Here is a 23363-nt window from a genome sequence, read left to right as displayed (position 1 = left end):
TATTTTGAGCGACCATTCGATAATTCGAATTTAAAATCACTTTCTAATTATAAATAACAATCAATCACTACCTTTTGCAAGCAACTGAAGCTTTTTGTAATTAGGGAAATATGGCCCGTTCTCAACGGTTCCATCTGGGTACAACACTGACATATACACCCCGACCTTTTGCACCGCTGGCTCTGTGGCTCGCAAGGTTTTTAAAAAATGAAGCCTGGGCTCAAAAATAACTTCTTTTGCCGATGTTGATTTATAAATCACATCTGGTGAGGACCTAACTATGGAATATTCCACTGGGCTACCGACACTCCTACGCTTTGTTATTAAAGGGAAGTAATCATCATTCAGGGTGACATTTCCATTAATAACCTCATATGCTCCACTTAGCCGCTGAGGTGAATTATCATCAAATACAATAATTTCTTTAATTGGAATGCTTTCACTTTTTTCATCTTTATCTGATGGGCGTTTTTTTAAATTAAACCCTAGAGTTATATTGCTTAATCGCCAATTACACTGCCCGCCACCATCGCGTGAAACGTCGAGGTTAAATATACTGTCACCTGATGCAAGATTGAATTCTTTCTTGATAAAATGATACCCAGGTTCTTTTACTACATCCCCATTTGAATTTTTACGACTCTTCAAGCAAGTGGTTGAACGATACATAATTTCCAATGGCAGTATTTTACTGTCCGTTGGCATCTTTGCAATTACAGTAACCATTTCACTATCAGGCGGAGGATTCAATGACTCATCTTTATCACAGCCTAACAAAAGAAAAGGAAAGATGAACACCATATTCTTAATTAATATTTTCATATTCTTCCTTTGCAGTATTTTTAAATCTGACCAATGCATTCACCCAATTGCTCTCGGTCTTTGATATCCCTAATGTTTTTGGCATCATTTCTTGCAAAGATAAAAAAACCTTATTCCTTTCCACTTCATTTTTTGAAGTGTTTTCTGTTGATTTCGATGCATTGTCAACAGTGCGTGAGAATTTCTCTCGATTCATTTTCCTCTCCATTTGCCGTTCAGGATCTACCAACTCAATCAACTCATTATTGATAAATGGCATGTATTTATTTGACATAGAGTGATTTACTGGATTTGTCCAAGAGTCAAGATCAGGATTGGTATTTTTAGGAAAGTAATGCCTTAAGCTTTCAGGAGACAAACATTTTACAAATTTATTTTGCTCTTCAGCTGTAGTGCAAAACATTTGCTCATTAAGTTCTGGAACAAGATATAGCTTACATTTATCAAATGAGATCTCCCTTATTGACATATAAGGGTTGCTAACGTCCATGCCTATAAGTGGCATTATTCTTTTTGAATACTTTACAATAGACTGCTCAGCCTTAAAAAAGCAGACAGTACTACCATGATGCCAATAAGGATCACCAAACTTAATTCCTGCGCCTTGAATCTCCATAGCCCAAACAGAACCGATGAACCCATAGACGACACCGTAGGGTCCCCAAAGGTCATAAAGTTTATTATCTAACTCTAGTTCCGGTGGAACGCTTGTTACTGAGTCTGAGTCGTTTACATGTCTATAATGAGAAATATTTTGAATCTCATTAATAGTCGATGCCGTAAACACTCGCGGCATCCCATATGTATAAATTACTGGTTGATAATCACGCAGTACAGTAGCATGAATTAGTGTCAATGCCCCGCCTAAACTATGCCCAGCAATAAAAAGCTCACGTCCATTGGATAAGCTCTGAATTTGCTTGAATTGGTCCCCGAATTTTTTTCCAACTAAGTTAAAAGCATCTAAAAAACCTTTGTGGCAATGACCTGCAGGCACTATATCTGGACATGGCACCGGCCTGAATGTTCCATCAGCACCAAGATCTGCTAGTTTATCTGGCTCAGTACCTCTCCATCCTACTATTAGCTTAGTTAAATTACTGACGAAGAAAAGCTGGGTTCCTCCTTCCCCAGAATCACCTTCCGTAGTATCGAGAAATACTGGATTTACATAACGTTCTCTAAACGGCACATCGACAGAAATGGTTTCATAGAGCATATTAGGAACTTTAGATAAGTCTTGGCATTGGTCATTAAAAAAAGATAGTACTTTTTCTTTGTCAGAATAAGCAAACTCAGCTAAAAGCCCCAAATTAAATGCATTAACGATAGAGTAATCTTTGGTATGATGAAGAAGAATATTCCATGCTCTAAATGGACATACCTTCACTATAACCCTCGAATTAAAGTACATATTCGAAATGGTTAACCCGGAAAAATCAGGGTCAGGGAAATGAAAAGCCGGTAATTCTTTACTATTCCAGCCTGGGATATTTGGTGCTTTATCGCACAACTGCCCTACAACAACATAATAACAAATGTTATTAGCTTTGTTATCGACAGTCACTGGCGACATTTTCATAGGATAGGAGTATGTTCTTTCTATACTTAAAGGCCTCTGCTCCATTTCATCAACAAGTGCTTGAGCTTCAACAAAAAGAGTGAGATCAGGATGAAGCAAATCATCGATTCTCAAAATGCCTTCTGAATCAGTAATGCCACTATAAGGTTTAATTACTTTATCACGGGTAGCCTCATTCTCTCCTCTCCATGGCATATTAGCTACGGCGTTACCATTCTCATCAACCAGTTGAATTTCAATCCAACATTTTTTTTGCGCCGGAGCCTGGGCTTTACCAAATGTCCCTACAGCAGATGTTCTTGATTCGCTCATGATGACGCTCCTTGTTCGCTGTCAGTACTGCTTAGAGGAAACTCAATTTTCATTGATGACGGAGACGCAGTATGAATTGGCATGGTATTGCCGAGCTTATCTGTTGTCCCTGAATAAACATCACCTTCCGCGGTGGTTACCTTATAAAGAGTGTACGGCATCACCTCACCCGTATCCTGATTAGTTATTGCAAATCCACCTTTAAATCCTTTAGGCAGCTCCTGAGGAGACAAATTTAAGTTTGCCGCACCCATTTTTTGCACATTTGCAGCTTTCAGCAGGATATTCCCCGGACATCCAAGCTCAATATTCCCTCCACTGATCTTGATATAAGCTCCATTACAAACAAGGGTTAATTCCTTGCTGGCATTAACCGTCACGTTACCGCTATTGCTGGTAACTGTGACATCCTTCAGTGCCTGAACATTCAATGCATCGCCCTGCGCCTGCACATCCACTTTGCCCTGCCCTGCAAAAAGTTGCATCCCTGCACTTTGTGCAAATAGACTGACCGTTTTCGACGCCGCAACAGTAACCGACTGAGCTGCGCTTATGTCTGTATTGCGACCAGATACTATTCCTACACTCTGGCTTCCAGACGCAATCCGAACTGCTTCGGGACTGACCATCCCAATACCCATCGGTGAATGAGCTAATATCCCTGGTTTTTGCAGTCCGGACAGCGCGCTATTCAGACTTGACTGGCTATCTGAATCTGCCGAAGTTGCTTTTGCTGTCTCAGCAGCTTTGCTCAGACTTTTTGCGAGGGCAAGAGCCTGTTCCAGCTGCTGTACAGCTTTACGCATATCGAGCATTATACCGTCAGCATTTGGCTGAGAGTCAGCGCTTAATAAAATCCCTTTTCCACCCCGGACGGCCACCCAATCATCAGTGCGCAACTCTGCACCTTCACCTCTAACAACGCGCTCCTCATCGACGTTGTGCCCTAAATTAAGTTGGGTCTTCCCACCATACTCCGTACTGAGCTTGACATGCTCTTCGCCGCGCTTGTCCTCCATCCGCAGCTTGTTCAGGCCAGCTGTGCGGATAACATTGCGCGTGCTGTTGGCCTCAGTGACATGGTCGACGTGGCGGGAGTCGTGAAGGGCATGGGCTATATACGGGCGATCCGGATCACCTTCGTGGAAAGCAATGGCGACTTCAGTACCCTGGATCAGCGGGAAGTGGAATCCGTATTTGTCCCCACCATAAGGCTTGGCAAAGCGCACTGGCATGCTCTCCATGCCCTGCTTTTTGTCATCACGGTCGGCATCAAACTTCACCCGGTACATGCCGGATGCATCCTGCCAGGCGTAGATGTCGTTATCTTTGGCACTGGTCACGCGCGCCATCAGGGTGCCACTGACCACCGGGCGCTTTTTAGCGGCAGGACGCCAGCAGCGGTTCTCGTAGTACGGCATGGCCGCCCATTCCACCTTCAGCGCGCTCTGACGGCTGGCAGAGTAACCGGCGCTGATGATGACGAGACCGTTTTCGGTTTCACGCGGCAGCGTCGGCGGGATAGCAGTTTCGGTGATAGTCAGCACCTGGGCCGGGCCCAGGGTATGGTCGGTACTGCTGCCAGTTACAGTGGTCTGGGTGGAAAGGTAGCGTTCATGCTCCAGGCGCGCCCAGAAATTACCGGTTTCTGCCGTCGGCGTAATTTTGTCGCCACGTTCAAGGTGACGCGGGCGGTAGTGATACACGTCCCCGTAGGTGTTCCCTTCCCCGTCGCCGCGGGTCATGTCCGCCGGCACAGACATCAGGACGTTCTGGGCCTCACGGTGGTTATAGTCGCTGGCCGTGACAGAGCGTTCCACCACGTTATGCCAGACGTGCACATCCCACACCGAGTCGACCGCATTGTCATTCGCCCCTGACGGGCTGTTCAGCGGGAGTTTTTTACCAAACGTCCAGGCGCTCTGCTTGTCCGCAAAGTGCACCACTTCGGTCTGGGTATCAGGCTGCAGGGTGAAGAAATAAAAAATACCCACCTCCGCCAGCAGACGTTCAATGAAGGCGAGGTCGTTTTCCTGATACTGGTTAATCTGCTCACGCCTTGGATAATCGGATTTGAGGGTAAACTCATACTCCCAGCCTTTCAGGCCATGTTCCGTGAGCACCTCTGCAACCACTTCCGGTACCGACTTATTGACGAAAAAGCGGTGAGTACGGAACTGATTGCCCAGCAGCGCCAGAAACGGCTCCAGCACAATGCAGTACTGTGCTTCATCTGCTGAACCACCGGTACGCTCGAAACGGGTCACCACTCCGTGAACCACCTTACGCTCCGTCAGGGAAAGCAAATTGCCCGCGCCCATGGTCAGGGTCGCCGGCTTGCTCAGCATCTGGCGGGCATCAATGTTGTTGTCGGCACTGGTGAAGTTGATGGTGTAGCAGTAAAGCTCGCTCATCGCTTCTGAACCGCTGAAGTCCTCCACGTCGATATCGGCCGTGCAGGAAGGGATATCGAGGCGGTAGCGGTTCAGTGCTTTTCCGGTGACGGAGGCCACCATCGTGTTCAGGGTATCCGTCAGGCTCATGGCGTTGACTCCATTGTGTATTCGGTTATTCCGTCAGGGCTGGCGCGGGCCAGCATCGGTCAGAGAAGAAAAAAACGGACTATTTATTCAGACGGTTGCGCAGCCAGTGAATCAGCGTCAGCAGGAGGCATGCCCCGATGCCGCTCAGCAGGGCTTTTATCAGGATGACTGTCATCGCAAGGTTATCCATCCCCTCCTCACCGTCTCCCGGCACCGGAAGGTGGTTAATGACAAAATCGGTAAGGTTGCCATCGGGAAGGAAGAACGACCCGAGCAACGCCAGGACCAGTACGAGCGGGATTTTCATTCTGCGCTCTCCGTGCGTTTCTTCAGGGCCTGTTGTGCCCGACGCTTATCAGCGTCGACCTTTTCCTTAATCTCTTTCTCGCACTGACTGAAATCAGGCGTACCGCGCACATCGATACGCGCCCAGGCCATCAGGCCGTTCCCGCCTGGCACCGGAAAGGTCCCCCGCTTCAACAACAGGCGGCGCAGATGCTGAAAATCGCTGTAACGTCTCAGGGTGATACAGCCCCAGGAAACTCCGGTGCCATCGCTGTTCAGGGGGTGAAGACGAAAGCCCGTTCGGTTGAGACCATTCACATTCAGGCTGTCTTTTTTGGTTTTATCGCTGAACAGGGCAAACCATTCAGAATGATGATTTCGGTAACCATGCCATGCATCAATGGTTTCTGCTCTGACTCGGTTATACAGGCTACCGGCAGGCCTGTCGGTCACCCAGTATGTACCGGGTGGAATAGCCGCCTTCTCATGGTCAGCGCAGTCAGGATTATTGATATACCGCTCAATCCCCGACAACACTTCAAACGTCCCGATGCCGTAGCATTTCAGGTACGCCGTTTTGCCATCCGCCGACAGGTTGCCGTAATCCATCATGCAAATCTGCATTTCAGCCTCCGCTCACCTCATTAAACGCCAGTACAATCCCTTCTTCATCATTCCAGCCGAGCGTCAGGCAGTGTGGTTTCTGTTTCGCAGCCATGTGGGTCAGCAGTTGCTGACTCAGCACCGGCAGAATCTGCTGATTGAGTAGACTGTCAACGTTACGCGCACCGGTATCCGGCAGCAGGCAGGCAGAAGTGAGAGCGTCATACAGGCTCTCATCTATCTGCGTGGTCAGACCGTAGTGACGGTTCAGTCGCTTGCTGACCTGTGCGAGTTTCATCTCAACGATGGTGCGCATCGCAGCTTCCGCCAGAGGACGGTAAATCACGGTCTGGAAGCGGGCCAGCAGCGCGGGCTGGAAGTGATCACGCAGGATCGGACGCAGCAGTTCATGCAGATCGCCTTCGGTGGCCTCCGGCTGTTCGTCAAGCAGTTGCATCAGGTGATCGCTGCCGAGATTGGAGGTCATGAGGATGACGGTATTGCGAAAGTCGATTTCGCGCCCTTCGCCGTCGCGCATAAAGCCGCGGTCGAATACCTGATAGAACAGGTTCATGACGTCACGGTGTGCTTTTTCCACCTCATCGAGCAGCACCACGCTATACGGGCGCTTACGTACCGCTTCGGTGAGAATGCCGCCCTGACCGTAACCCACGTAGCCCGGCGGCGAGCCTTTCAGCTGCGACACCGTGTGCGGCTCCTGATACTCGGACAGGTTGATGGTGATGAGGGATTTCTCACCGCCGTACAGCACGTCTGCCAGTGCAAGCGCAGTTTCAGTCTTACCGACGCCACTCGGGCCAACCAGCAGGAACACGCCCTGCGGACCGTTCTCGGACGTCAGCCCGGTTTTGGCGGCGCGCAGACGCTGTGCAATGGCGTTCAACGCCACATCCTGGCCGACTACTCGTTTGCCGATGTCATCTTCCAGGCTCAGCAGTCCGGTCTGCTCGTCTTTCATTAATGAGGAGAGCGGCACGCCGGTCCAGTCGGCAATCACGTTGGCCACCGTGCGGGTATCGACATCCACCTGAACCAGCGTCCCGGCTTCCTGCAGGATAGCCAGTTGCTGTCGGCAGTCAGCGATGTCCGTCTGACGACTGATATCCTGCCGACTGGCGCTCAGTTCATTGGCAACCGCTTTCTGCTGTTCAAACTGGTGTGTCTGTTTTTGCAGGCTGTCTTCCAGCATCGTTCGCTGCAGGGCGAGGGCACTCAGGCGGTCGCCGTGGGAAGTACTGCCGGCGGCGATATCTTCCAGCAACGCCTGCTCTTCCAGTGCCAGCGCCGTCAGTTGCGCTTTCAGGCGGGTAATGGCTTCAGGTACCGTATCGAGACTCATGCGCACGCGCGCGGCGGCGGTATCCAGCAAATCAACAGCCTTGTCCGGCAACTGGCGGCCGGTCAGGTAGCGACGGGACAGGGTGACGGCCGCACGGACCGCATCGTCAGTGATGTGCACGTTATGGTGTTCGGCATAGCGGGATTTGAGACCGCGCAGCATCAGGCAGGCGGTGTCGTCATCCGGCTCGTCCACCTTCACCATCTGGAAGCGACGCTCCAGGGCGGCATCGCGCTCAAAATATTGTTTGTATTCAGACCATGTGGTGGCGGCGATAGTGCGAAGTTCGCCGCGCGCAAGCGCCGGTTTCAGCAGGTTGGCCGCATCTGCGCCTCCCGCCTGGTTACCCGCGCCGATGATGGTGTGGGCTTCGTCAATAAACAGCAAAATCGGGGTGGGCGACTGCTGTACAGCATCGATGACGTTTTTCAGGCGCTGTTCGAACTCGCCTTTCACTCCTGCACCTGCCTGCAACAGGCCGAGGTCGAGGGTGCGCAGAATAACCGGCTTCAGGCTTTCCGGAACGTTACCTTCTGCGATACGTAAAGCCAGATCTTCCACCAGCGCCGTTTTGCCGACGCCTGGTTCACCCACCAGAATCGGGTTGTTCTTGCGACGGCGCGAGAGAATGTCCACCATCTGGCGGATTTCAGTATCACGACCAAAGACCGGGTCGATTTTGCCCTCTTTCGCTTTGGCGGTAACGTCGAGGGTGAATTTGTCCAGCGCGTTCTGCAGCGCCGGGGTGAGCTCGCCTTCTTTCAGTTCTGCACCAACCGGACGGCCAACAAACTCCACCTCGCCACCGTGGCTCTGCGCCAGCTCTGCTTCCTGCTGCACGTCCGGGCGTTCATCCGACTGTGCGTCGAGCAGCGGACGCAGACGTTCCAGCTGGCTCTGGCCCAGCGTCAGCAGCGGCCACAGCCCGTCACAGCGAACCAGTTTCTGTTTGTCAACCAGCGCCATCAGCAGATGGATGCTGCGTATTTGTTCCTCACCGTTAAGAGAAGCAATCAGCCAGGCTTCCTGTAGAAGAGACTGAATGGCATCAGACAGCTGTGGGCGGTGGCGAACCGAGCGCGGCTGCTTGTCCAGCCAGCCCAGCAAATCCTGCCAGATGGCGTCCATATCCCACTCGTAGCGGCGGGCCAGCACCGTCAGATCACCTTCCCCCTGTTCGAGCAGCTTCAGCAGCCAGTGCTCCGGCAAAATTTCCGCATGGGTGCGGGTCTGGCAGAGCGACGCTGCGCCTTCCATCGCACGGGCACAGTAAGGGTTCAGACGTCGCAACAGGATGGCTGGATTTTCCATGAATCTCTCTCTTTGTCGGTTCCTGGACACGCTACCGCCCATCGCTGTTTCCCGTGAAGGGGACCAAAGCGCATATGGTCAGGCTGGCAGTTTGTGGTTTTCTTTGCTGAAAGCCCGTTACGTACAGGCACTCAGCAAAAAACTGCGGACAGGGCCCTGTCCGCATGCGACTTACGCAGTGGCGCGTTCGTTCCAGGAATCGGAATGAATGATGTTGCCGTCTTTGTAGGTCCAGGTGATTTTTTCGTAACGCAGTTCGATCTGCTCAAGGTGGTTGTGCTTCTCGTAGGAAGGATCCTTGATGTCGTGCATCACAGGGTTCACTTTCACCACTTTCACGTTTTCCAGTTTGGTGTTGAAGTACTCCACTTCCTGGCCCGCGTCGTTGATCTTGTACCACTTGAATTCCGCAGACTTAAGGGTCTGACCAGTGGTCACCGCCTTGTACAGGTACGGGCTGGACGAGTCGATTTCCTTGGTGAACAGGAACGGGGTGTGGATACGGGTACCGGTCAGCTTGCCGGTGTTGTTGTCGGTCGGGATGTACAGGTTATGCTGCTGTGCTACCACTTCGATGCTGCCTTCACGATCCTGAACGTCAACAGACCCTTTAATGTCCGCGCCGCCGTCGTCTTTCAGCCAAAGATAAACAGGAATTGCCATGAGAGTTACTCTCCATTTGATTGTGATACGTCATCATCCTGCGATGACGCTGGGGTTTTGCCGGGTATCTGACAGGCACTGGCCTGCGGTACCAGACTGATTTCGACACGGCGGTTGAGCGCGCGCCCATCCGGGGTGTCATTGGTTGCGAGCGGACGGCTCTCGCCATAGCCCTGCACCGCAAAACAGCTTTCCGGTACATCACCGGTATCACGCATCCAGTTGCGCACCGCTTCGGCACGCTTAAGTGAAAGCGTCTGGTTCAGTTTTGGATTGCCGGTGTTGTCGGTGTGACCTGACACCACAATCAGCCAGCCCGGCTTCGCTTTGATACCGACCAGTGAGTTGACCAGCATTCTGGTGGACCCGGCTTTCAGCGCCGATTTGCCCGAATCGAACAGCGACATGCTGTCAAGGCGAAGGGTTTTCGGACCCTGAATGATTTTCTTAATGACCGGTGGAGGCGGTGGCGGTGGAGCCCAGTCGCTGACGGCGGCCTCAATAGGCGGTACCAGGCGCAGCCCCTGATACAGCCCCAGGCGATAACGCAGTGGCTCCCCACGACGCGCCCAGTCGTCCAGCAATGCGCCATCGGCTCTGAGGCGCTGCTGCGCACGCAGTTTCGGTGCCACAGGCTTCCCCGTCAGCTGGTGATATAACGCAAGGTGATCGCCCACATTACGGATGAGACGCTGGTTGTTCATCCAGGACGCCAGCATGGCCAGCGCCAGGAAAATCCCGCCCAGCAACCCGGCATAACGCCAGAACACCATCCTGCGGCTGACACCATGTCGGCGTGGTAGCGCAGGCAGCAGCAGTTCAGGCAGCGGCAGTGGCTCGGTGGTTACGGCGGCATCCGGTGGCAGCGTCGTCACGGAAGTGATGTGCTGTTGCCAGAGATTGCCCGCGATACCGCTCACCGGCACCAAGCACATACCCAGCACGCAGGGCTTCATCACCGGCAGTTCACCCTGGCGAACCGAAAGCAGGTCATTCACCGCGCTGCTTTGCCAGGCAAGCAGACTGTCCAGCCACAGACCCTGACTCAGGCGCGAAAGGCGTCCGTCTGAACCGGTTTCCCGGACCCACTCCGTCAGTGACACATTGCTCTGACCGGGCTGATACACCTGAATACCGCTTCGCTGACTTACCGTGGTAAACCAGACGGGTTCTGCCTGTGCACAGGCCACGGGGGGCGATACCCAGGTCGCGGCCCACAGCGGGGGGATGCTGCCAAATGCTGCACGGCACTGGACGACAGCACGCTGCCAGCCCCGAAGATTCTGGGTAAAATCATCGCCGGAGGTGTGCTGTTCAGGTACCACCGCCAGCATGACGGAGATTTGCGACACCTGAGCCGGACGCACCAGGCTCAGGTGTTGTGCCAGGAGTGGCAACTGCTCCGCATCCTTCACCCACAGATACCAGCCCTGTCGGGTTTCCCGGTGACGGGAGCCGGACACAAACAGTGGGCTGTTGTCGCCACAAACAAGGATCACCGCACCCTGAAAATCTTCCGGCGGCAGGTTTTCATCCACAATATCCCGGACAGCGGTCGTCCGCGCCTGAGAAGCCCTGCGCTGACGCCAGAGCATCCCCCCGGACACCAGAACAACCAGCAGGCTGAGTGCCACACGGCTGCCCGAGGACAGTGGCCAGAATCCCAGGATGAGCCACAGCGCCAGTACAGCACCCAGAGCAGTTAACAGACTTCGGTACGTATCCCGCATCGCTTACCCCGGCCTGACAATCTGGCTTACCAGCCCGGTAAGCGAAGACGAAAGGAAGAACCAGAGCGCCACCAGGGCGACAGCGGCCACAACCCAGCTCAGCCAGTACCCGCGACGGCCGCTGCGCAGGCGTGATGCCCGAGCAACAATGGGAGCGTCCTGTGCCAGCGTAAAGGCCGGTACCCGCTCCGCAAGCGCGCGAACAATATCTTCCCGACGCTCATCATCCTGAGCACGATATTGCCCCACAAACCCCAGTTGCAAAGTCCGGTGCATACAGGTCAGGACGGCGGCGTCAGGGGCGGTTTCTTTCAGCAGGTCCCGGATCCTTTCCCACAGCTCCTCACCGGCATTGAGAGTGCCAAAGAAGTGTGCCTGCAGCGGGTCACGCCGCCAGGTCAGATAACCATCATCGGTGGTTCCCCGGTTCATCACGCTCTCATCAAGCAGTGCACACAGGGCATACACCATATGGTCACAGCTGATGTCGCTGTAACCTGCCTCCGTGAGCGTCGCTTTTGCCTCCTGCACCAGACGGCAGGCCCGACGATAGAGACCTTCCCCGTCACGAACCTCCTGTCCGCCCCGCAGCTGGCTGGCCATCAGCCAGCCGGGGTAGAAAATACGCTCAATTTGACTTATTTCTGATGTATTCATGTGCGCAGCACCGCAAAGAGTTCAAGTTTCACATCCCCCAGTGAGCGCGGGGTATAGAAGGTGCAGCTTCCCGCTTCCAGCATCGCCCGCGCTGCCTCACTACTCAGATCCAGCGAGAAATACTGGTTCTCAAGGCGTAACGGGATAGCGGCCGGCACATGGGTCAGCGGCTTGATAACCATCCCGCTCAGAGCCACATTCACCACATCCGACACATCTTCAAAGCTGCCCGCTTTACACAGCTGCGGGAATTTCGTCTGAAGCTCATGGTTCGGCATGGAGGAACGTACGGAGAGGTAGAAATCCGCCCCTTCGCGCAGGCGCGCATCGTGCAGGGCACCTTTCCAGATCTGATCCTGATGCTCCAGGTGGATACTCACCACCCGTGACGGCAGGCTCGCTTCCAGCAGCTTATCGAGCAGTGCCAGCAGCGGCGGGAATACCCGCTCCGGTGCATCGTGCTGGTAAGCAGGAATATCGCCGGCGTCGTGCTCAAGTGAGAAAGTCAGCAGGCTGCCGGCCAGACGGGTCAGTTCGCGGTACAGCAGTTCCGGGTGACGCTCAGGCGTCTGAAACAGCTCCGTCAGCACCGGCTCGGCGCTGTTCAGGGCATTGAGCAGCCAGAACAGGGAGACATCCGCGACCGCAAAGTCGGCCATCCGCTCATTGCTTTCCCGGCGCATGGCCATCAGTCGACGGCGACGGGCCTGCAGACGGACCAGCAGGTCACCCAGTTCGGTGGCAAGCCACGGACTGGCAGCAGCAGACAGCATTGGCGGGATAAAGGACGGGTCCCGGCTCCACTGCCCCTGTGCATTACGCACCAGACGGGCCACCGGACAGGTCAGGTATGCTGCGTTTTCCTGGCTGGACAGACGCAGGGTCAGCGCATGACGCAGGATCGCAAGCTCCCCGCTTTCATGGCCGGCCAGTTCCTGCACCACCACACGCTCTGCTTTCCAGCGACGCGGGCGCTCACTGTCCTGGCCGTTATCAAGGTTGCCACCGCTGGCGCTCAGCAGCGGCAGTGCGGCAACCACCTCAACAGCCTCAGAGCCGTTTGCGGCAGACAAATCACAGACCGGCGGAATATTATCCGCCAGATCCGTATCAACAATCGTGCCATCCTGGAAACGTACGACCAGACGGGTGGCGTTCAGGCGCGAGAGCGCCAGTGCGGCATCATCAAATTCTGCCGCCACCACGCCCCAGGGATGAGAAACACCCATCCGGGCGACCATGTCGGCAACGTATTCACTCCAGCGGGCCTGCTGCTGGAATTGTTGCGGGGCCAGAGCGGCCCCATCCTCCCAAAGTGGGCGGTAAATTTTCATCCCTGATTTCCCCTCGCCTTACGATTTGGCTTTCGGCATCTGGGAAACCAGCGACAGGTTGACGTCCATCCCTTCCACCTGGAAGTGTGGCACGGCGTACAGCTTCACGCGGAAGAAGCCCGGATTATCCTCGATATCTTCCACCACAACTTTCGCATCACGCAGCGGGTGAGAGGCCTGCAGCTCGTCGCCCGGGTCGGTCATTTCGGTCACCAGACTGCGCACCCAGGTGTTGAGCTCAAGCTCCAGCAGACGACGGTCTTTGGTTGTGCCGATATTTTCACGCTGAATCAACTTCAGGTAGTGTGCAATACGCGACAGCAGGAAGATGTACGGCAGACGGGCATTGATACGGCTGTTGGCCGTGGCATCTGCGGTGTCATACAGCGCTGGCTTCTGGGTCGAGTTGGCGCTGAAGAAGCAGGAATAATCTCTGTTTTTATAATAACTTAGCGGAATAAAGCCCAGGTTCGCAAACTCAAACTCACGGGTTTCCGGGATCATCACTTCTGACGGGATCTTCACCTGATTGCCGGTACCCAGATCGTACAGATGAATTGGCAGGTCCTGCACGGCTCCGCCGGCCTGCGGGCCACGAATTTGTACACACCAGCCGTTGTTGATGAAGCTACGAACCATGTTGGATGCAAAGGCGAAGGATGCGTTGGTCCACAGGTATTTATCGTGATCGGGGCCTTTCACTTCTTCCACGTAGTTGAAGCTACGAACCGGCACAGTATCCGGGCCATACGGCAGGCGACCCAGCACGCGCGGCATCACCAGACCGATATAACGGGCATCGTCCGTCTCGCGGAAGGATTTCCACTTGATGTACTCCGCACGGTCGAAGTAGTTACCAATGTCCTTAATGGCCGCAACTTCCTCCATCGAATCCTTGAGGAAAAATTTCGGACCTGCAGAGCCGATAAACGGCATATGCGCTGCGGCAGACACTTTTGAAATGTTGCGCAGCAGAGCAACATCCTGCGCTGACGCATCAAATTCGTAAGCGGAAATCAGCGCGGCAATCGGCTCACCGCCCGGGGTGTCATACTCATCAATATATGTATGTTTATACAGTCCGCTCTGAATGATTTCCGGACTGTCTTCGAAGTCCTGACGCAGGTCTTCTTTAGACATATCCAGCAGCTCAACCTTGACGTTCTGGCGAAAATCGGTTTTGTCGACCAGGGATTTAACGCCGCGCCACAGGCTCTCCACCGCCTGGAATTCTTCGCTGTGCATGACCGCATCGAGCTGACGGCTAATCTGGTAGTCCAGCTCTGCGATATGGTGGTCAATCAGGTTTTTGTCGAGTTTTTCAACTTTGGAGCCCGATTTTGTCAGACACTCCAGGAACACCTGCATCCCCGCAGTTAAACGTTCATCCGCGGTCGCATCCGACATCGCCTGCGCGTCCTGCCAGATATCCAGCGCACTCAGCTCGGACACCGGGTTAAGGTTGATTTTTTCAAACAGGGATGCATAAACCCCACCTGCCGCAGGACGTTCCAGCACCACGCTTTCGCCACCAGCCGCATTCTCATTTTTTACAGACATCAGCATCTTCCTTTTTAATCCGTTAAATCATCGTGACCTTTATGGCTGCTTAGGCGCTAGGGCTGAGAGTTCGGCTCTGAGTTCTGCGCTTAACGCCGGGTCGAGCAGAATTTTTTCCAGCTCCTTTCGGAAAGCCTGATTGTCCAGCAGGTTCGCTTTTAAATCGCGAAGCAGGTTGCGCATGGAAAGCATCGCCTTCAGCTGAGGAATTTGCCGGGAAACCTGCTCCGGGGTGAAATCCTTCATGCTCCGGAAGGTCAGGCTGATGTTGTCTTCACTGCCGTCATCAGCAAGCGTGTTTTTAACGGTCAGACTGACTTTTGGGGAATATTCGGACAACACTGAGTCGAAATTATTTTTATTCAAATCAACTTTTTTGCGCTCAGACAGGGGGGCAGATTCCTGACCGTGACTGAAGTCGCCCGCCACCAGTAATTTCAGGGGGAGCTCCGTTTTCTTGCTCGCGCCCCCCGTATGCAAATCGAGCTTGAGATTAATACGCGCTTTAGGGATTTCGGACTGAAAGGAAGAATTAGACATGGCTGTCCCTGTTCTATGGAGAAATAGAAACGGTCAATGCCAGTGAGAAATAAATAAGAAAAAATTACCCTGCCAGAACAACTTTCCGGTTCGCGTCATCCGACGTAAATAAAAATCCCGGAATTAAAAAGCGGGCGCATTCCATCCACCAGCATGCCGACACTGTATGTTTGAGCATTTGTCTGAAATGAAAAATTTCGGATAAAACCCAATAGCCGGAGTGTAGGAACGTTCCCTGCCAGATAGGAAACAAAAAAATGTAACAATATTTTACATTTTAAGTTTTTAACAATTACAGATCATCTTTCTGATTTATAAGAATTTTCTTGCATAACCCCTTCAAGCCTTATGGGATAAGGGTGTGCAGCAAATGATCAATTTAGCTTAGGGAGCAAACTTGTACAAAATACCACCAACCCCGTGAAATATCTGATTTTGTACTTTTATCAAAAATGAGAAGCAGGACGTGACTGAGCATGTGAAAAATTGACGACATTTTCAGGTTTTCATCATTTCTTATTTTTCATTTAAACGGGGCTTATTTGTTGTCGTCAGAAGAAAGGAAATGTCACGACGACCCTTTACACATGCCTCAATACCGGAAGTAAGCACGACCTGAACACCTGCCGTTCAGGAAATGGACAGTGATCAGACTGACTAATGCGTTGAGAATGTTTGTTCTATTGCTCAGGTTGTAATGCGATCCGGTTCAACGCCACCATGACCGACGGGAGCGCATGGGCCTGAAAAACCTCTGTACATGCTGACAGGTTGCCCGTCACCAGAAATTCCACCGGTGCAACCAGTTTGCCCTCATCCGAAAATCCACCGGTCAGTGCCGACTTCCTTACCAGCAGTGCATCCATACCACTGTATTCCTGGACCAGAAGCGCTTCATTGTCCCAGTCTTCGTCATTTACCACGGCATTGGTCCAGCCCTGCGATTTAAGCTGTTCAATTGCGTACGTCAGACGGTACAAATCTGACTGAGCAGACACCAGTCCGTTGCACGAAGACCAGAGATATTCCAGACGACTGAATAAGCTGGCGGCAAGACCTTTGTTACGCCCCAGCGTCAGTAACCCTTCAATATCGGATGCAATGGTACGCGGGAACCGTTTTTGCTTATAAGCCACTGTCAGCCAGCGCAGCAAAAATGTATGCGTGCTGAGTGGCGACAGCGCCTGACCATCCTGCTGAGCGGTACGTAAGGCGATAAGGGCACACCATGCAAAATGTGCCAGTGCTGTGACGGTTTGTTCCGGGGGTAAGGTATCATGAGCTTTTTTCATTCAGAAATTATATCGGCGCGGAATACATCGGGGAAGCTCTGTATAACTGACATCCCCTTAAATGGAGAAGTCTTTTCCGTCACGGGCAAACCACAGCCGTTCTGGCCGTCATCACGGGAGATACCATTTCATTCGCCCGGGCCTGTAACTGACTGAATGGCAGTGTAAATGAACATCCGTCAGTACGACTGATAGTGAAAGATAACATATTGGCGACGTTGTTATCAGCATGTATCACCGTGCACCATGCCTCTCTGAGTAACCCGCTCATCTCCTGCTGTACGACCTCGTCGCGCAAGGCTCCCAGCGTATCAAGATTCATCAGCAGCACCATTTTGCACTCTGGTGCACTGACAGACTCCCACATCCATCGCAGGATCGTTGGCGGTGAACGCTGGCGCGAATATTCACCGGTGCGCTGCCAGACCTCAGTGTGGAAACGCAGAATAAATGACCGGTATTCGCTCATGGTTTCTCGATACGGCAATTTCAGCGTAAAGCTGAATGCCGCCAGTCGCGGGTAATGGTCAACGGCCTGTTGCAGAAATGCACGCGTACTGAAGGCATCCGCGCTGACAGCATCGGACGCCCGTGTGTAAGAATGATTCACAATGCAGACTCTCTTTGGGTTAAATCAGGGAGAACACCGCCTCTACGGCGGTATCGGGTTCATAAGGATGGGGGGACTATCCGGAACTGCAGATATAATTTATCTGCCAGTTAGCCTCTTCGATGCTGTAGATACCGGTCTGGCACCGGTAACAGTGCTTCACGCCCTGATAGTGGTCACCGCACCACACACAGTACCAGGACAGCGTCATCACCGTTGCATCCACTCCGTTGAGCATATTGCGCAGCTTCCTGTGCCGGGCCTCAGCTTTCACTTCCGGGTCAAGATGGGCACACTTCATCAGCACATCCCGGGCCACGGTTTGCGTATCGTGTTCAAACCATGCCGGGTCGCTGAAAGTGCCGGCATGCAGCACCAGACGACAGCCACAGGAAGCACAGCTCCATATTTTCCCCGGTGCGCTCATGGCCTCACCGGCTGTCACAAAGTGACCTTCACGGTCATTTGCCAGGTAACATTTCAGTACGCGCATGCCGTTACCTCTGCAGTCCGGGTTTCAGCATCAGAGAGCATCCTGCTGAACTCACCGGTTCGGCAGGTCAGGCAATAGCGCTCACCGTGATAATTGCTGTTGCAACCACTGCAGTGCCAGCCGGCGCGGTAAACCAGCAGACAGGCATCCGGTACATACCATTGCAGCTGCCGGATATGGCTGGTCCCTTTCGCTTCCAGGTTGACATACGGACAATGCTGTCGCCCGTTATATGTCAGCATGTCGGACCGGTGTTCAAAGAACGGTCGCTCAGTGTTGTATTCAGGATGGTATCGCAGCGCACTGCCGCACAGGTGGCAGGTGTAGCGGTCATACGGATGCCGTTGTGCCGTTCTGGCTCCGGTGAGACGACCATTGCCGTCAAGGGCGATGAAAGATTTGGCATACATCGTGGAACTCCTTACCGCCAGACGACACGCAGGCGTAAGCCGTCCCGGTATGGGCAGCATGGCAGTGTGACTGGCGGGTCAGTTATGCGTTAGCGGAAGATGATTCGTGGTACTCAGTCTCTGCAGACCGCCGGGGTTACGATTGTGCAGGCGCTACAGAGGTGCGAAAACAAACGGGGCAGGATCTGGCACCGCAATACTGTCGCGGGCAACGGGGACACTTCCAGCGCTCCGGGATATTCAGTGGTTTAGTACGACGTTGTTTTTCCATTCAGATAGACCCTCTGCTCAGACGCCACGGGAATCAGTAATGCGCTGTCGCATCCAGGATTCCACCTCGCTTTTGAACCAGCGGGAACTGCGGCCCAGCTTGATGGGTTTGGGAAACAGGCCGTCGCCAATCAGTTTATAGAACCACTTGTCCGTCATACCGGTGTACGTGGTGATAAAGGTCATGTCGATAAGCGGGTCCTGAGCTGAAAGCAGTGTGTCAGGACTGGCATTAATGTTCGAATTCGTCGTGGTCATGGTATTTTCTCCCTCTGAGGATTTGGCTGTCGGGAGACGTCCGGTGGTGGTTGTATCATGGGGTTACCGGTTCGCCTCAGAGGATAGGGGAACGTTGTAAAAAATTACCAGGCCCATACCATCGGGCCTGGTAAATCGAGGTATGTCTGACTCAGCCGCGGCTGCAACCGAAATTACGTTCACCATCACCGGTGACTTTGGTTTCGCGTTTGGCAAGATAAGCGGCCTGCGCCAGCGCCTGTTGAAGCTCTGTGGTATTACCGCGCGTCAGCCAGGACACCGGATTCTTCGGGAAGCGGGCCAGAACAGCATGCGCCTGTGCATCCACCTTCAGGGCGCTGCACCATGCCTGTTTAATCATACCTGCAAGCGAATCCGGGTCTTTGTAATCTCCCGGTCCGCACCACGTATCGCGGTTCAGCAAAAGTACCGCGTGGTAATGCTTCTTCCCTTTGATTTCACCAAACTCCCGCGCCCAGACAAAACGCAGCGTGGTCGGCCAGACGCGTTTGCCCTCGCGACGTTGACGTGCCTGAAGGGCTGCAATGCGGGCTTTCATGGCATCGGTGAAGCGGGAGATAACAGCGGCATCGCTTGCCGCTGGCGTATCCGGCAGACGGAGGTCAACACGCAGGGCCAGTAAGCGGGTGTAAGCGTTTAGTGCGCAACTGAAGGTGTCGGCGATACGTTGCTGCCAGTAAGGGTCGTATGTGTAACTCATTGAAATAGACTCCGGTTAGTTTGTGTTCATAACCATTACCGGCGTCGTTAAAAAAAACTCATTACCTTCAGCGAGTTCATCAGAGGTTTCTTCAGAAACGGCTGGATTAGATAAAATATTGTAGATGGCAGGGAGATGTATGCAACGGGTAACAGCACAGTGACTTAAGCCATGAGGTAAATACGAATTAACAACGATTCTGGCGCAGGGTGACCCGAATACTGCGAAAAAACAGTCTTCCCGTTACCGACATCTCCAGGGCTTCAGTGAACAATGGACATGAACAGATAAGAACCTGAGGAAGTAACGATGATTATTGGCGTTGATGAAGCACCGGCGATTGCCCTGGCGTTGTTGAATGAGAAGTTGACTGACTGGCAAAAGACCGTTCCACCATCGTGGCCCTCAACCTGGCCTGTATTTAACCGGCTGGTTGAACGTCATGACGAGATGGTGGTGGTATACAGGGAGATAGCGTCCAGCAGTCTCTCCAGACAACAGCTCTGGGTGCTGCTTGAGCAGATTATCCATGCCGGAAGCTTTGGAACAGATTCGCGTTTTGCAAAACTACGTGCTGATCATCAGGAGCTGGCGGCCCTGAATGACAATATCAGCACCATGAGCATGCAACTGGCTGAAATGCTGGAGCGACGTTCAGAGCTTAGTGGGAACGGTCATTTTCATTGCGAGCGTATGCTCAAACTCACCGAATTTATCGATGATGCCGGAGAGGGGTGCGGTCATTATCAGCTTCACCTTAAACCAGAAATGCAGCGGCTTAATAGTTTCGATCTTAAGTACTGGCCTGGCATTGCCGGGATTATTCGTTCGCTGGGTATGGAGGAGGTTGAGGTTACATTTGCCGATGAAGCGACAGAGGCGATAATTAAAGCACGCCGCCCTTCGCTGACGGATTTCTTCAGAGCGTTATTCGATAACATCGGCATGCAAAAAACAGGGGATTACTACGCCTTACCACGAACGTTTAAACTCTCAGATTCAGCGCTGGCGACAATTTGTAATATCACACGCGATCTGCCGCCGGATGAGCTCATTGACGTAGCTTACGTGAAACGAACCCGCCACAGACTTAAAAAACAGGGCTTTAGTGCGGCATGGTGATGCGAATACCAAGGCCAACAGACAACGGAGAAAGGTTTCGCGCCAACCTTTCACAACGTAACGGCTACTCAGCTGATTTTTTTAGCTGATAATCTTTGGTAACAATGCCCTGTGCAGAACCTGGGTTCACAACCGACGGACGGATCCAGATCAGCCGTTCCCCCCGGCGGCGAATATGACCTCTGCGAAGATGCATTCGTTTCGTATGCGACCCCGTACTGAGACCACTTCCTCCTGAATGTGAACGCTGTTCATCCGAAATCTGCAGCACTTTGTAGGTAAAACGGGGTTTTACAGCTGGCTCCTGTACCTTGACGCGTTTTCCTCTGACCCATTGGGCTTTCCTGCTATTCGACGGTACCAGTTCATCCACCACCACATTAGCGCAATTCAGAATACTGCAGGCGTTGATGAATGCCTGAAGCTCATCCCGGGAGTTGATGATAATGTCAGCAAAAAGCTTGTCGCGACTTCCCAGCACCGATTCCGTCTGGCTGGCAAACTCCGGCAGGATAACTACTGGTTCAGCATTGTATTGTTTCATATGCGTCTGGGACACCAGGCCCGCATCCTGCAACGAGGCCACAGCCAGTCTGGTGGCACCAGGACGAGAGGTTAAATCAACAACGGTATTAAGCGTATTATCGTAGGGGTAAAAGAGAGCACCGTAGCTCGGGTCCCAGCGCCGACTATCATCAACCCAGTAGACAGAACATACAAAAACACCACCTCCCGGGAAACGCTCCAGCACATGGTTAATTCCTGGTACTGGCTCCAGTTCCGCTTTAGCTTCCCAGCACAACGCGATCCGTTTCGTTGAGCGCAGGGCCTGTTTGTCAAAATAGGTCTCAAGCGTACCTTCTTTCTCCCAGGGGATTTCAAACGTTACCACCGGGTAAGGTAAACGAGCCAGATCCAGATGCGTCTGTCGCAGGTCTTCAGGAGCAATAAAATCAGCGCAGTTTGGCAGGATGAATTTAACGCTGTTCTCCAGCAGGTTTATCACATTGCGCAGAACGTAAGCTGAATACGGCGCTTCATACAGGCAATTACGTTCCAGCTCACGCAGATCATCGATCGCAGAAGATGTGTAGTTTAATGGCGTTATCGCTTCTCTGGTCATTTGTACTCCCTGAAGAGTTGTTCTTCGATGCTGTCGTGGCCGATCACTTTATCTTAATGTATTTATTATTTTTAAAAGAGTTAACCAAATCCGTTTTCATCTGTTCAACCAGCCCATCGGCATAAGCCCGGGCTATTTCCATCCCTTTCGATTTAGCGATGATGAGCAGAGATGTCACATCATTTTCCCTCCCACAATTGGCACAGACGACAAAACTGTGACCAGGAGGTGAGTAATCCGGGTAAGGTAAGGCGAACTGCTCCGAGCGGCAGAATGCACAACGCAGCCGGATCGTTTCTTTGAGATTGTCTGTCATCCCATCAGACCAGGAAGCGAACCAGCAAGTCCGCCAACGATGGATCCGACCAAGGGGTGTTCCAGAAAATTAGCAAGGCGGCTCTTGGCTTCCTGTTTATCTTCATCTGAAGCTGAAGACGTCTCGATCTGCTGAAGCAACTGGTTAAATACGTTGTGGATGTTTTGTGTGTTACCGTTGCCAACCTGCGCTGGCCCATGAACATTTAGCGTAGCAATCTGCATACTGGCCCCTAACTCGTATGAACGATTTTTCCCGTGTTTGACTGAGATAGCGCGACTCTGGCCTTCTTCTGTCAGAGAGACATCCTGAAAGCCACCATAATCCTTACGCACGAGATAACGGGAATGACAGATATTGATGATTTTGAACAAATACTCTTCCGACCAGTGAAGCAGCTCGTCAATAGCGATGCGATCGTTCTGGCCAGCATCGAATCCAAATGAAACAGTTTTGATCGTTTCTCCGAGGTTCTCCATGTCATCGTTCATGTATGTCAAAAGAGCATCGATATCTGACTGAATTTTCTCTGCGTCCATGGGTTGCCTTATTTGTATACTGATGAAAAAAGAAGCATTATACATCTGGTACGGTCGGGTGGTAAGCCTTAATGCAATCAATGACCTGGTAGCTCTGATGATGCCGTTGTGCCTGCCGTTGTGCCTGCCGGTCTGCCTGCAATGGGGCCCCTGATGACTGCTATACAATCGGCAGAACCACCGAGGAACTAACATTATTACCGCATTCATAATCCCCACAGATAATAGTTACCCGCCCCCCTTCTAAAAGGCGCTGTAACGCATCAGGCTCAACGTATTCATACCATCCAAAGATTTCCATTAGCGTTATCTTTTATGCGATTACAGGGACTTACAGAAAGCTTCAGTAACCTTCAGGATTAAAACACCAAACCGTTTATCAAATAACTTCCGACAATCCGTTAATCGTTTCACATACACTGAAAGATTTATCCATAACAATATGCGTTGTTTAACTACATTATCCGGCTTACGGCAATACCCTGGCTATTACTACCGACACAGGCTACAGACCTGTATTATGGTCGATGAAGCCATCAATACACTGGCGCATACCCAACGGATTAACGCAAAGCTTTCGGCTCCCATTGGTTATCGTATTAACAGTTATAATCAATCCTCGTAATAACACGTTAAGCAGACAGACTAACCCCAGCAGCACTCACTGTGTATTGACACTTCATACAGCGCAGCCATTCACTCAGTCTATCCCCTGCAATATTATCTATCGCACTACCCTCACTGAAGGCATATACACCTTAAAAAATATCACTACGTCTGATACCCAATGTATTTATTCGTTTACGTAGTCATATCTCAGGGTAACTATTTCACCTTATTGCCTGACAAAGGGATATAGCTGAATATCTGACAAGCGAATTCACCTTCCGGTTGATATCACCGATAA

The 23363-nt window shown here is 52.2% G+C and carries 22 protein-coding genes; 1 reads left to right on the top strand and 21 read right to left on the bottom strand.

From position 1 onward, the window contains the following. Nucleotides 1-60 precede the first annotated feature (60 nt). The 18 genes from KGP24_RS00580 to KGP24_RS00495 form a co-directional block, all read right to left on the bottom strand. Complete coding sequence (locus KGP24_RS00580; protein WP_223562023.1) at nt 61-822, bottom strand: hypothetical protein; 762 nt, start codon at nt 820-822, stop codon at nt 61-63. Further along, nucleotides 806-2716, bottom strand: coding sequence for a lipase family protein (locus tag KGP24_RS00575; protein ID WP_223562022.1), 1911 nt, complete (start codon nt 2714-2716; stop codon nt 806-808). Before KGP24_RS00575 ends, KGP24_RS00580 begins: the two co-directional genes overlap by 17 nt. Beyond that, nucleotides 2713-5259, bottom strand: a complete 2547-nt coding sequence (gene vgrG, locus KGP24_RS00570; protein WP_223562021.1) for a type VI secretion system tip protein VgrG — start codon at nt 5257-5259, stop codon at nt 2713-2715. Before vgrG ends, KGP24_RS00575 begins: the two co-directional genes overlap by 4 nt. A gap of 79 nt (nt 5260-5338) precedes the next feature. Next, nucleotides 5339-5566, bottom strand: coding sequence for a hypothetical protein (locus tag KGP24_RS00565; protein WP_223562020.1), 228 nt, complete (start codon nt 5564-5566; stop codon nt 5339-5341). Beyond that, nucleotides 5563-6168 carry a DUF2778 domain-containing protein gene (locus tag KGP24_RS00560; protein WP_223562019.1) on the bottom strand — a complete coding sequence of 202 codons (606 nt, stop codon included), beginning with the start codon at nt 6166-6168 and terminating at the stop codon, nt 5563-5565. Before KGP24_RS00560 ends, KGP24_RS00565 begins: the two co-directional genes overlap by 4 nt. Before the next feature lies 1 nt (nt 6169). Further along, nucleotides 6170-8818, bottom strand: a complete 2649-nt coding sequence (gene tssH / locus KGP24_RS00555; protein WP_223562018.1) for a type VI secretion system ATPase TssH — start codon at nt 8816-8818, stop codon at nt 6170-6172. A gap of 171 nt (nt 8819-8989) precedes the next feature. After that, nucleotides 8990-9481, bottom strand: a complete 492-nt coding sequence (gene hcp / locus KGP24_RS00550) for a type VI secretion system effector Hcp (RefSeq protein WP_017457535.1) — start codon at nt 9479-9481, stop codon at nt 8990-8992. Nucleotides 9482-9486: 5 nt separating this feature from the next. Continuing rightward, nucleotides 9487-11211 (bottom strand): OmpA family protein, encoded by a 1725-nt coding sequence (locus KGP24_RS00545; RefSeq protein WP_223562017.1) that lies wholly within the window; start codon nt 11209-11211, stop codon nt 9487-9489. A gap of 3 nt (nt 11212-11214) precedes the next feature. Further along, nucleotides 11215-11868 (bottom strand): type VI secretion system protein TssL, short form, encoded by a 654-nt coding sequence (gene tssL, locus KGP24_RS00540; RefSeq protein ID WP_223562016.1) that lies wholly within the window; start codon nt 11866-11868, stop codon nt 11215-11217. Continuing rightward, complete coding sequence (gene tssK, locus KGP24_RS00535) at nt 11865-13202, bottom strand: type VI secretion system baseplate subunit TssK (protein ID WP_223562015.1); 1338 nt, start codon at nt 13200-13202, stop codon at nt 11865-11867. Before tssK ends, tssL begins: the two co-directional genes overlap by 4 nt. 18 nt (nt 13203-13220) lie before the next feature. Next, nucleotides 13221-14768 carry a type VI secretion system contractile sheath large subunit gene (tssC, locus tag KGP24_RS00530; protein ID WP_194386728.1) on the bottom strand — a complete coding sequence of 516 codons (1548 nt, stop codon included), beginning with the start codon at nt 14766-14768 and terminating at the stop codon, nt 13221-13223. 33 nt (nt 14769-14801) lie between these two features. Then, nucleotides 14802-15302: a type VI secretion system contractile sheath small subunit gene (gene tssB, locus KGP24_RS00525; protein WP_160516388.1), complete on the bottom strand. Its 501-nt coding sequence runs from the start codon at nt 15300-15302 to the stop codon at nt 14802-14804. 680 nt (nt 15303-15982) lie between these two features. Continuing rightward, nucleotides 15983-16594: a DUF2913 family protein gene (locus KGP24_RS00520; protein WP_223562014.1), complete on the bottom strand. Its 612-nt coding sequence runs from the start codon at nt 16592-16594 to the stop codon at nt 15983-15985. Between the two features lie 79 nt (nt 16595-16673). Continuing rightward, nucleotides 16674-17204, bottom strand: a complete 531-nt coding sequence (locus tag KGP24_RS00515) for a DUF3296 domain-containing protein (protein ID WP_223562013.1) — start codon at nt 17202-17204, stop codon at nt 16674-16676. Nucleotides 17205-17280: 76 nt separating this feature from the next. Beyond that, complete coding sequence (locus KGP24_RS00510) at nt 17281-17697, bottom strand: zinc-ribbon domain-containing protein (RefSeq protein ID WP_223562012.1); 417 nt, start codon at nt 17695-17697, stop codon at nt 17281-17283. After that, entirely contained in the window at nt 17685-18107 is a 423-nt protein-coding gene (locus tag KGP24_RS00505; RefSeq protein ID WP_223562011.1) for a zinc-ribbon domain-containing protein, read from the bottom strand. The genes KGP24_RS00510 and KGP24_RS00505 overlap by 13 nt, the downstream gene beginning before the upstream one ends. A 288-nt stretch (nt 18108-18395) precedes the next feature. Then, a complete protein-coding gene (locus KGP24_RS00500; protein ID WP_223562010.1) occupies nt 18396-18635 on the bottom strand; it encodes an AlpA family phage regulatory protein in 240 nt (79 codons plus the stop codon). 151 nt (nt 18636-18786) lie between these two features. Further along, complete coding sequence (locus KGP24_RS00495) at nt 18787-19356, bottom strand: inovirus Gp2 family protein (RefSeq protein WP_223562009.1); 570 nt, start codon at nt 19354-19356, stop codon at nt 18787-18789. Nucleotides 19357-19665: 309 nt separating this feature from the next. On the opposite strand from KGP24_RS00495, the gene KGP24_RS00490 reads away from it, so the two are divergent. After that, on the top strand, nt 19666-20478 hold the full coding sequence (locus KGP24_RS00490) for a hypothetical protein (protein WP_223562008.1): 813 nt from the start codon (nt 19666-19668) through the stop codon (nt 20476-20478). 64 nt (nt 20479-20542) lie between these two features. Here the strand turns inward: KGP24_RS00490 and KGP24_RS00485 are convergent, their stop codons facing one another. The 3 genes from KGP24_RS00485 to KGP24_RS00475 are packed head-to-tail and all read right to left on the bottom strand — an operon-like array spanning nt 20543 to nt 22456. Next, nucleotides 20543-21601, bottom strand: a complete 1059-nt coding sequence (locus tag KGP24_RS00485) for a hypothetical protein (RefSeq protein WP_223562007.1) — start codon at nt 21599-21601, stop codon at nt 20543-20545. A gap of 43 nt (nt 21602-21644) precedes the next feature. Next, nucleotides 21645-21917 (bottom strand): hypothetical protein, encoded by a 273-nt coding sequence (locus tag KGP24_RS00480; protein WP_223562006.1) that lies wholly within the window; start codon nt 21915-21917, stop codon nt 21645-21647. Then, a complete protein-coding gene (locus KGP24_RS00475; protein WP_223562005.1) occupies nt 21914-22456 on the bottom strand; it encodes a hypothetical protein in 543 nt (180 codons plus the stop codon). The genes KGP24_RS00480 and KGP24_RS00475 overlap by 4 nt, the downstream gene beginning before the upstream one ends. Between the last annotated feature and the right edge of the window lie 907 nt (nt 22457-23363).

The organism is Enterobacter sp. JBIWA008 (genome assembly GCF_019968765.1).
Lineage (GTDB): Bacteria > Pseudomonadota > Gammaproteobacteria > Enterobacterales > Enterobacteriaceae > Enterobacter.
This window is presented reverse-complemented; position numbering and strand designations above follow the sequence as displayed.

Coding starts and splice junctions, on each gene's coding strand:
- KGP24_RS00580 (WP_223562023.1), bottom strand. CDS start 822: ATGAAAATATTAATTAAGAATATGGTGTTCATCTTTCCTTTTCTTTTG.
- KGP24_RS00575 (WP_223562022.1), bottom strand. CDS start 2,716: ATGAGCGAATCAAGAACATCTGCTGTAGGGACATTTGGTAAAGCCCAG.
- vgrG (WP_223562021.1), bottom strand. CDS start 5,259: ATGAGCCTGACGGATACCCTGAACACGATGGTGGCCTCCGTCACCGGA.
- KGP24_RS00565 (WP_223562020.1), bottom strand. CDS start 5,566: ATGAAAATCCCGCTCGTACTGGTCCTGGCGTTGCTCGGGTCGTTCTTC.
- KGP24_RS00560 (WP_223562019.1), bottom strand. CDS start 6,168: ATGCAGATTTGCATGATGGATTACGGCAACCTGTCGGCGGATGGCAAA.
- tssH (WP_223562018.1), bottom strand. CDS start 8,818: ATGGAAAATCCAGCCATCCTGTTGCGACGTCTGAACCCTTACTGTGCC.
- hcp (WP_017457535.1), bottom strand. CDS start 9,481: ATGGCAATTCCTGTTTATCTTTGGCTGAAAGACGACGGCGGCGCGGAC.
- KGP24_RS00545 (WP_223562017.1), bottom strand. CDS start 11,211: ATGCGGGATACGTACCGAAGTCTGTTAACTGCTCTGGGTGCTGTACTG.
- tssL (WP_223562016.1), bottom strand. CDS start 11,868: ATGAATACATCAGAAATAAGTCAAATTGAGCGTATTTTCTACCCCGGC.
- tssK (WP_223562015.1), bottom strand. CDS start 13,202: ATGAAAATTTACCGCCCACTTTGGGAGGATGGGGCCGCTCTGGCCCCG.
- tssC (WP_194386728.1), bottom strand. CDS start 14,768: ATGCTGATGTCTGTAAAAAATGAGAATGCGGCTGGTGGCGAAAGCGTG.
- tssB (WP_160516388.1), bottom strand. CDS start 15,302: ATGTCTAATTCTTCCTTTCAGTCCGAAATCCCTAAAGCGCGTATTAAT.
- KGP24_RS00520 (WP_223562014.1), bottom strand. CDS start 16,594: ATGAAAAAAGCTCATGATACCTTACCCCCGGAACAAACCGTCACAGCA.
- KGP24_RS00510 (WP_223562012.1), bottom strand. CDS start 17,697: ATGCGCGTACTGAAATGTTACCTGGCAAATGACCGTGAAGGTCACTTT.
- KGP24_RS00505 (WP_223562011.1), bottom strand. CDS start 18,107: ATGTATGCCAAATCTTTCATCGCCCTTGACGGCAATGGTCGTCTCACC.
- KGP24_RS00500 (WP_223562010.1), bottom strand. CDS start 18,635: ATGACCACGACGAATTCGAACATTAATGCCAGTCCTGACACACTGCTT.
- KGP24_RS00495 (WP_223562009.1), bottom strand. CDS start 19,356: ATGAGTTACACATACGACCCTTACTGGCAGCAACGTATCGCCGACACC.
- KGP24_RS00490 (WP_223562008.1), top strand. CDS start 19,666: ATGATTATTGGCGTTGATGAAGCACCGGCGATTGCCCTGGCGTTGTTG.
- KGP24_RS00485 (WP_223562007.1), bottom strand. CDS start 21,601: ATGACCAGAGAAGCGATAACGCCATTAAACTACACATCTTCTGCGATC.
- KGP24_RS00480 (WP_223562006.1), bottom strand. CDS start 21,917: ATGACAGACAATCTCAAAGAAACGATCCGGCTGCGTTGTGCATTCTGC.
- KGP24_RS00475 (WP_223562005.1), bottom strand. CDS start 22,456: ATGGACGCAGAGAAAATTCAGTCAGATATCGATGCTCTTTTGACATAC.